The organism is Hyphomonas sp. BRH_c22, from assembly GCF_000961795.1.
GTDB lineage: Bacteria > Pseudomonadota > Alphaproteobacteria > Caulobacterales > Hyphomonadaceae > Hyphomonas.
Genome location: NZ_LADU01000096.1, coordinates 1 through 8,174, shown reverse-complemented (window position 1 = coordinate 8,174; position 8,174 = coordinate 1). Strand labels below are relative to the sequence as shown.

Here is an 8,174-nt window from a genome sequence, read left to right as displayed (position 1 = left end):
ATCGAGGACGTGATCTTCGGTTGCGTCACACAGGCGGGCGAACAGGCCGGCCAGTTCGGCCGCATGGCCGTGCTCGCCTCGGGCCTGCCCGACAGCGTTCCCGCCGTCACCATCGACCGCCAGTGCGGCTCGTCCCAGCAGGCGATCCAGTTCGCCGCGCAGGCCGTCATGTCCGGCACGCAGGATATCATCATCGCGGCAGGCGCCGAATCCATGTCGCGCGCGCCGATGGGCTCGAACTATCTGCCCGGCTCCGGCATCTCGCCCATCTCCGACACGATCAAGCAGAAATACGGCATCAAGGGCTTCAGCCAGTTCGCCGGCGCCGAAATGGTGGCGAAGAAGCATGGCTTCACCCGCGACCAGACCGATGCCTTCGGCGTCGAAAGCCAGCGCCGCGCCGCCGCCGCCACAGCGGCCGGTGCCTTCAAGGACGAGATCGTGCCCGTCGAGATCGTCACGCCCGAAGGCGAAATCGAGATGCACGTCACCGATGAAGGCATCCGCCCCGGCACCACGCTGGAGGCCCTCGCCAGCCTCAAGACCATGGCCGAAGGCGGCATCCTCACCGCCGGCACATCCAGCCAGATCTGCGATGGCGCCTCCGCCGTCCTCATCGCCTCTGCCGAGGCCGTGAAGCGCTACGGCCTCACCCCGCTTGCCCGCATCCATAACCTCACCGTCACCGCCGGTGATCCGGTCATCATGCTGGAAGAGCCGCTCTTCGCCACCGACCGCGCCCTCAAGCGCGCCGGCATGAAGATGGCCGACATTGATCTCTATGAGGTCAACGAGGCCTTCGCCTCCATCCCGATGGCCTGGCTGAAGCATACCGGCGCCGACCCGGAGAAGCTCAACGTCAATGGCGGCGCCATCGCCCTCGGCCACCCGCTCGGCGCCACCGGCACCAAGCTGATGACCACGCTGATCCATGGCCTCAAGGCCCGGGGCAAGCGCTGGGGCCTGCAAACCATGTGCGAAGGCGGCGGCATCGCCAACGTGACCATCATCGAAATGGCGTAGGTCGAAAGGCCCTCACCTCCCATCGCTTTGCGATGGGCCCCGCCTCTCCCAGAGGGAGAGGGGTCAAGTCATTCAGCACGGTCAACCCCTCTCCCTCTCGGGGAGAGGGAGGCGCGCCGACACTTCATCCTCCCCCGCCTGCGGGGGCACCTCCGGGAAAATCGATCGAGGATCGATTTTCCCGGAGGTGGATGGCCGTAAAATGGCCAGGCGGAAGGGGCCACTTATCCAACCCCAAAACACGCCGGCGTATAATACGCCCCGATGCCGCCCTTCTCCCTCTTCCGCCCCATGCAGGGCCTGCCCTGGTACCTGCTGCCGATCTGGCCGCTGATCTACATCCGCATCCAGCGCTTGCGCGCATGGTTCAAGGCCAATGGCGGCCCCGGCTCGCAGATGCTCTGGGCCGTCACCTGCCATGGCCGGGTGGATATCGTGTATCTATCCGACGACATCTCCGGGCATCGTCCTTGCTCTTTTCGGGCACCCGTATCGGATCGGCTGGCAGAAGCAGTGATGGAACCCTCACCCCCGCGTCCCCGGCGAACGCCGGGGCCTCAGCCCATTGCGGGCGGACGAACCGCAAGAGGTCCCGGCTTGCGCCGGGAACACGGACCCATGGGCCCAATCCCCGACACCTGACCCGGAATCCAATCCCGAAAACCAGAAACCCACCCCCAAGCGCCCTCACAGGCGCCGCATGCATTTGCCCTCAATCTGGATTCCCCCGGTCATCTGTGCCACCTAGACCGCTGACAGCGCCGCAAGGGCGCGCGATCTTCGGGAGGCAATACAATGATCAACCGGCTTACACGCATGGCGCTGGGGGCCACGCTCTGGCTCGGCGCCTGTGCCCACGAAACCGAGGTCGCGCCTGCAACCATGATCGAGGCCGAAGCGCCTGACGCGCCGGAGCCGGTCACCGAGGCCTACACAGTCCGCCTCTTCGGCGCCGATATCGGCGAGATGACCGCCGTAACCACCGGCCCCGGCATCAAGATCGACTATGAATACCGCAACAATGGCCGCGGCCCCACCATGGCCGAAACCCTCCTCCTCGGCGAAGATGGCCTTCCCGTCAGCTGGACCATCGATGGCAACACCACGTTCGGCAACAAGGTCTCCGAGACCTTCAGCCTCGCCGACGGCACCGCCAGCTGGGTCGATACGACCGGCCCCGGCACCGCTGAGGCCGACGCGGCGAAAATCTACATCGCCCAGAATGCCTCGCCCTATGCGCTCTCGGTCTACGCCCGCGCACTGCTCGCCGATGCCGACCACACGCTGGCGGCCTGGCCGGCGGGCGCCCTGCGTCTTGAAGCGCTCGAAACCGTCACCGTCGAAGGCGGCCCTGCGCCCATCGCCACCACGGCCTATGCCCTGACCGGCGAAAGCCTCGACCCGACCTATTTCCTGATGGACGGGAACGAGGCCTTCTTCGCCATTATCAGCCCGCGCTTTCTCGTTATCCGCAAGGGTTACGAAGCCGCCGAGGCCCAGCTCACCACGCTTGCCACGCGCCTTGCCTCCGAGCGTTACGAGACCATCCAGGCCAATACCGCCCACAATTTCGGCACGCCGCTCCGCATCGCCGACGTGCGGATTTTTGATCCCGCCAGGAAGGCGCTGACCGGCCCGGTCTCCGTCCTCGTCGAAGGCAAAACGATCAAGGCCATTGAAGCGGCCAATGCCAGCCATCCGAATGAGACCGTCATTGACGGCAAGGGCGGAACCCTGATCCCCGGCCTCGCTGACATGCATGGCCATGTCGGCCAGGACGACGCGCTGCTCAATATCGCTGCTGGCGTGACGCTGATCCGCGACATGGGCAATGACAATGCCAAGCTGGCCGAACTGATCGGCAAGATCGAGGATGGAACGCTTGCCGGGCCCCATATCGTCAAGAATGGTTTCATCGAGGGCAAGAGCCCGTTCAACTCCAATAACGGCATCCTCGTCTCCACTGAGGAAGAAGCCGTCGCCGCCGTCGACTGGTATGCCGACCAGGGCGGCTTTTCCCAGGTCAAGATCTACAACTCGATGAACCCGGCCTGGGTGCCCGCCGTCGTTGCCCAGGCGAAGAAGCGCGGTCTCGGCGTCACCGGCCATGTCCCGGCCTTCACCAATGCCGATAGCATGATCGAAGCCGGCTATGACGAGATGACCCATATCAATCAGGTCATGCTCGGCTGGGTGCTTGAACAGGGCGAGGACACCCGCACGCTCCTGCGCCTCACTGCCCTCCAGCGCCTGCCCAAGGTCGACCTCGACAGCGCGCCGGTCCAGCACACGCTTGATCTCATGGTCGAAAACAATGTCTCCATCGACCCGACCTATGCCATCCATGAGGCGCTGCTCCTCTCGCGCAACGGCGAAGTGCAGGCCGGAATGGCCGACTATGTCGATCACATGCCGGTCGGCGTTCAGCGCGATGCCCGTGCGGCCTGGTCGAACATCGAAACACCGGAAGACGATACCGCCTATGCCGGCGCCTTCGACCAGATCACCGCCACGCTGAAGAGGATGAAGGATCGCGGCATCCTGATCCTGATGGGCACGGACATGGGCGGCGCGTTCACCCTGCACCGCGAGCTGGAACTCTACCAGAATATCGGCTTCACCCCGGCCGAGATCCTTGCCCGTGCCACGCAGGAGGCGGCCGACTATGTAAAGCTCGGTGACGAGATCGGCTCGATCACGCCCGGCAAGAAGGCGGACTTCTTCCTTGTGCCCGGCAATCCGGTCGAGGACCTGAAGGCGATCAAGACAATCGAACTCGTGGCCAAGGACGGCGTCGTCTATTTCCCGAGCGAGATCTATCCCTATTTCGGTATCAAGCCCTTCACCGATGTTCCGCAAATCATTGCGCCGGCGCTGGCTGAATAGGGTAACGACATCGGCCCTGTAATGGGTGTTGCTAATTGGCCACTGCAAAAACTGTTGCAGGACTTATTAAAATCCTGGAGGCCGCGACGCCCCTGAAAGGGGTGGTTTTGCGGCCCTTTCGGTTAACCCAAAGGCTTGAATAGTCTCGCAAAATTAACGCCAGCGCTCGGAATGACGGGAGGTGTATTAACCAACATTACCGATTTGCAACAAGCTGCGCGCCTTAGGGGCTTATTTACGGGTCCGGCGCATTCTCGGCGAAGGTTAATACCAAGCCTTCCGTTGTTAAGAGGTAATATCATGCTGAAGAAAACTGTGCGCTGGGGCGCAGACGTCGGATGCCAGTCGAAGATCAAGCCGCTGGAGACGACTGCGGAACTGTCGGATTTCGGCCTGAAGGGAAAGCTGGCCCAGGGTGAGCTCGGCTTCAATCGTACGCTGACCAAGCGCGATGCCAAGAAGGACGCCACCGATGCGATCCCCGCGTCCGATGCCATCACGCAGGACCAGTGGAGCGAACGCGAACAGCAGATCGCCGAGCGCGCCGAAACCGTGCGCCGTGGCCTGACCACCTGGCTGAGCACGACGGCTGCGAATGTCCGCAACTTCATTCATGATTGCACGCCGATCGACATCTATCCCGACCAGCTGCGCGAAGCGATCAAGTCGGAAGAGAATGAATACCGCCATCACGAAATGGATGACGTCACCGACGCCCGCGAAAGCCACTCTGCCGCCATCATCGAGCTGCAGACCTTTCGTGCCCGGCACGGCGACCGCATTGGCGACCGCACGCCTGACATCAAGAAGAATGTCGAGCAGACGGTGGCCATCCTGATCTTCATCATGGTGCTCGAAGGCGGCTTCAACGCGCTCCTGTTCAAGGATGCCCAGTCCTCCGGTCTGATGGGCGGCCTGATGATCGCCTTCGCGGTGAGTGCCGTAAACGTCTGCTTTGGCGTGATCACGGGCTTTTTCGGCCTGCGCTATGCGCTCAATCACCCGCATATTGCCCTCAGGATTCTGGGCGGCGTCGTCACCGCCTTCGGCCTCGTCGGCGGCGTCCTGCTGAACTTCTTCGTCGCGCACTTCCGCGACGCCGTGGAGACGGGACTCATCGCGGCCACGCAGGCCGGCACGATGGCGGAATTCTCGATGTTCGACATTGCGCCCGGCACTGTTCTGGCCAGCATGTTCCCGAACATCTTCGGCCTCGAAAGCTTCATTGCCCTCGGCCTCCTGTTCATGGGGCTCACCGTGTTCGGCCTCGCTGTCTACGAAGGCTATGACCGGATTTCCGACCGTTATCCCGGCTATGGCCGCGTCTGGCGCAAGGAGCGCAAGGCCTATGAGCGCCGCCAGCAGGTGCGCAATGGCGTCCGCGATGACCTGTCAGACTATTTCACCCAGTGCCGTCTCTGGTTCGAGACCCAGCTCTCGCGCCATGCCGCCGCCAAGCGTGAAATCGAAAAGGCCATGAACGAGCTCGAATCGCGCCGCGATGTTGCGGTCGCGATTGCGGCGAAGGCGGCCGATCAGGAGCGCTCGCTGAAAGTCGCCTATCGCCAGGCTCACCGCCGCCAGCGCAACCTGCTGCGCGACAAGCTCGGCGAGCAGGCGGCCTGCCCGGCCTATTTCGACGAGATCGTCACACCCCAACTGCCACCGTTCGACTATTCGAAAGAACGCGATCAGGCGAACGCCGCCATCAAGGCAATCGACCAGAACCTCAAGGCGCTTAACATGACCCGTGAGTGGCTGGAGACCCATATTCAGCAGGTCCAGAAGGGCCTCTCGAGCATCGACAAGAAAGTGGGCGAAGAAATCGAGAAGGTCCGTGACGGCAAGAGCGCCGGCAAGGCCTTCGTATCCGTGGACGAGGCCCGCCGCGCCTGAGGCGCAGCGTCTGGAGGTAAAGCAAGATGGCAAGAAGACGAGAAAAGGGGCCCTGGTTCTGGCGCGGCATGATCGGCCTGATGCTGTCAGGCGTGTTCGGCCTGTTCGCGCTGGTCGCGTTCAACATTCCGCCAACCGTCATGGCAGACACGTCCTGCCGGATGGACCGCAAGGATCCGGCGCATACGATTATCCTGCTCGACCAGTCCGATCCGTTCAATCCGAACGACCTGGATTGGGTCCATGAATTCGTAGACAATGAAGCGCGGGCGCTGCCGAAATACGGCCGTCTCACGGTGATGACGCCGAACGCTGCAAGTCCGTATGACCCCAAGGTCATTTTCGTGAAATGTTCGCCGGGCAGCATCGCCGATGCCAATCCGATCACGCAAAATCCGCGGATGATCGAGCAGGCATGGCAGTCGACATTCTACAAGCCGCTGATCGCCGAGATCGAAACCGCGCTTGAAGACACGCGCCAGCCAAGCTCCCCGCTGTTTGAGGCACTCTTCACGATCGCTGACCGGGCCGATTTCCAGTCGACCAACGAGAACCGCCGCGTCGTGGTCGTGTCAGACCTGATGCAGCATTCCGATGCCTTCTCGATGTACAAGGTCGGCGCCGATTATGACGCCTATCTCGGCTCGAAACTCGCGCAGACCAAGCCGCATATGGAAAAGGTTCAGGTCGTCGCCCGCATTGTTCCGCGCCAGATCTACGACCTGCCGCTGGCCGACGTGAAGGCCTTCTGGCGCGCCTATTTCACCGAGGCTGGCGCGGACTATGGCTCCGTGAACTAGGCGTTCCATTCATCATCTTGCAGGCAGGCCGCCCTCACAAGGCGGCCTGTTTTCATGGGTGGCGTGACGAAATCGGCATTTCCCGCCAGCCTGCTTTGGTGTAACCGCCGGGAATGACCGACATTCGCCCCCTGCCGCATATCATGAAGACAAAACCCTACGTGCCCGGCGGCAAGCTTGCCGGTGCCAAAGGGCCTGTCGTGATGCTGGCTTCGAACGAAAACCCGTTCGGGCCCAATCCCCTCGCCATCGACGCCATGTGCGAGGCAGCGGCCAGCGTGCATGTCTATCCCGATCCAACCTATGGCGCTCTGCGCGAAGCCATCGCCAGAGCGATGGGCATTGAAGATGCGAACCGCATCGTCGTTTCGTCCGGATCGGACGAGATCATCCATCTGCTGACCCAATGCTATGCCGGGCCCGGCGACGAAATCCTGCAAACCGAACACGCGTTCTCGATGTACGCCGTCTCGGCCACCGCTCACGGCGCAGCCTGCATCTCGGTGCCGGAGACAGGCCTCACGGCGGGTGCCAATGCCATACTTGCCGGGGTATCGGAGCGGACACGGATCCTGTTCCTCGCCAACCCGAACAACCCGACCGGCACGATGATGTCGGTCGATGCGCTGACTGCCTTGCAGGATGCGCTCCCGCCGCATGTCCTGTTCGTGATCGACGGCGCTTATGCCGAGTATGTCGGCCCTGACTACGAGGCGGCCATCCGCGACCTGGTCGACCGGCGGGCGAACACGGTGATGATGCGGACCTTCTCGAAGATCCACGGGCTGGCAGCGGCACGTCTCGGCTGGGCCTACCTGCCGCAGGAAATTGCCGAGACCTTCCAGCGCATTCGCGGCCCCTTCAACGTCAACAGCCTTGCCGTTGCCGCCGGCATTGCCAGCATCAGCGACCCGGCCTTCATCGACATGAGCCGGGCGCACAACACGCTCTGGCGGGCGAAAATGACAGACGCTCTCAACGCGATGGGCCTCGCCACGCCGGGCTCTGAGGCGAATTTCGTGCTGCCCGATTTCGGTTCGGCCGAGCGGGCGGCTGCAGCGAATGACTTCCTCAAGGCGCGCGACATCCTTGTGCGCGCGGTTGGCGGCTACGGTCTTCCCACCCGCCTGCGCATCAGCGTTGGCTCGGCAGAGGACAATGAGGCCGTTCTCGCCGCCCTCAGGGACTTCACCGCGTCGCGCTGATATTGTCGATCAGGCGCGTCTTGCCCATCCACGCGGCGCCAAGCAGCCGCGCGGCCGTTCCGGGCGCCAGCGGCGTATCCGGCAGGTCCAGCAGGGTGTCGGGGTCAACGAGGCTCACATAGTCCAGTGTTCGAAAGCCGGCCGCCATGATCAGCGCCCGCGCTTCGTCCAGCGCAACCGACGGCGTCACGCCAATCGCCAGCCGCACGGATGCCCGGTGCAGCGCCGCCTGCAGCGCGCCGGCGGCGATTCGCTCGTCCGGTTTGAGGTAGAGGTTGCGGGAGGACTGGGCGAGGCCATCGGCATCGCGCGTTGTCTCTCCTCCCAGGATTTCGACCGGAAATCCGAGGTCGCGCACCATGCG

At 63.1% G+C, this 8,174-nt stretch carries 7 protein-coding genes; 6 read left to right on the top strand and 1 reads right to left on the bottom strand.

Annotation, left to right across the window (positions count from 1 at the left end; translation table 11 throughout):
• From VR74_RS13595 to hisC, 6 genes are all read left to right on the top strand, one after another.
• A partial coding sequence (locus VR74_RS13595; protein WP_045697689.1) for an acetyl-CoA C-acyltransferase occupies nt 1-1,023 on the top strand: 1,023 nt, incomplete at its 5' end.
• Between the two features lie 264 nt (nt 1,024-1,287).
• Complete coding sequence (locus VR74_RS21080; protein ID WP_299950554.1) at nt 1,288-1,665, top strand: hypothetical protein; 378 nt, start codon at nt 1,288-1,290, stop codon at nt 1,663-1,665.
• Between the two features lie 153 nt (nt 1,666-1,818).
• On the top strand, nt 1,819-3,909 hold the full coding sequence (locus VR74_RS13585) for an amidohydrolase family protein (protein WP_045697685.1): 2,091 nt from the start codon (nt 1,819-1,821) through the stop codon (nt 3,907-3,909).
• 300 nt (nt 3,910-4,209) lie between these two features.
• Entirely contained in the window at nt 4,210-5,805 is a 1,596-nt protein-coding gene (locus tag VR74_RS13580; protein ID WP_045697683.1) for a hypothetical protein, read from the top strand.
• 26 nt (nt 5,806-5,831) lie between these two features.
• Complete coding sequence (locus tag VR74_RS13575) at nt 5,832-6,605, top strand: hypothetical protein (RefSeq protein WP_299950551.1); 774 nt, start codon at nt 5,832-5,834, stop codon at nt 6,603-6,605.
• 113 nt (nt 6,606-6,718) lie between these two features.
• Nucleotides 6,719-7,810 (top strand): histidinol-phosphate transaminase, encoded by a 1,092-nt coding sequence (gene hisC, locus VR74_RS13570; RefSeq protein WP_299950549.1) that lies wholly within the window; start codon nt 6,719-6,721, stop codon nt 7,808-7,810.
• Here the strand turns inward: hisC and VR74_RS13565 are convergent.
• Nucleotides 7,794-8,174, bottom strand: a 381-nt coding sequence (locus VR74_RS13565; RefSeq protein WP_045697679.1) for a pantoate--beta-alanine ligase, incomplete at its 5' end; no start/stop codon positions are given. The two genes, hisC and VR74_RS13565, sit on opposite strands and share 17 nt — an antisense overlap.

Coding starts and splice junctions, on each gene's coding strand:
- VR74_RS21080 (WP_299950554.1), top strand. CDS start 1,288: ATGCCGCCCTTCTCCCTCTTCCGCCCCATGCAGGGCCTGCCCTGGTAC.
- VR74_RS13585 (WP_045697685.1), top strand. CDS start 1,819: ATGATCAACCGGCTTACACGCATGGCGCTGGGGGCCACGCTCTGGCTC.
- VR74_RS13580 (WP_045697683.1), top strand. CDS start 4,210: ATGCTGAAGAAAACTGTGCGCTGGGGCGCAGACGTCGGATGCCAGTCG.
- VR74_RS13575 (WP_299950551.1), top strand. CDS start 5,832: ATGGCAAGAAGACGAGAAAAGGGGCCCTGGTTCTGGCGCGGCATGATC.
- hisC (WP_299950549.1), top strand. CDS start 6,719: ATGACCGACATTCGCCCCCTGCCGCATATCATGAAGACAAAACCCTAC.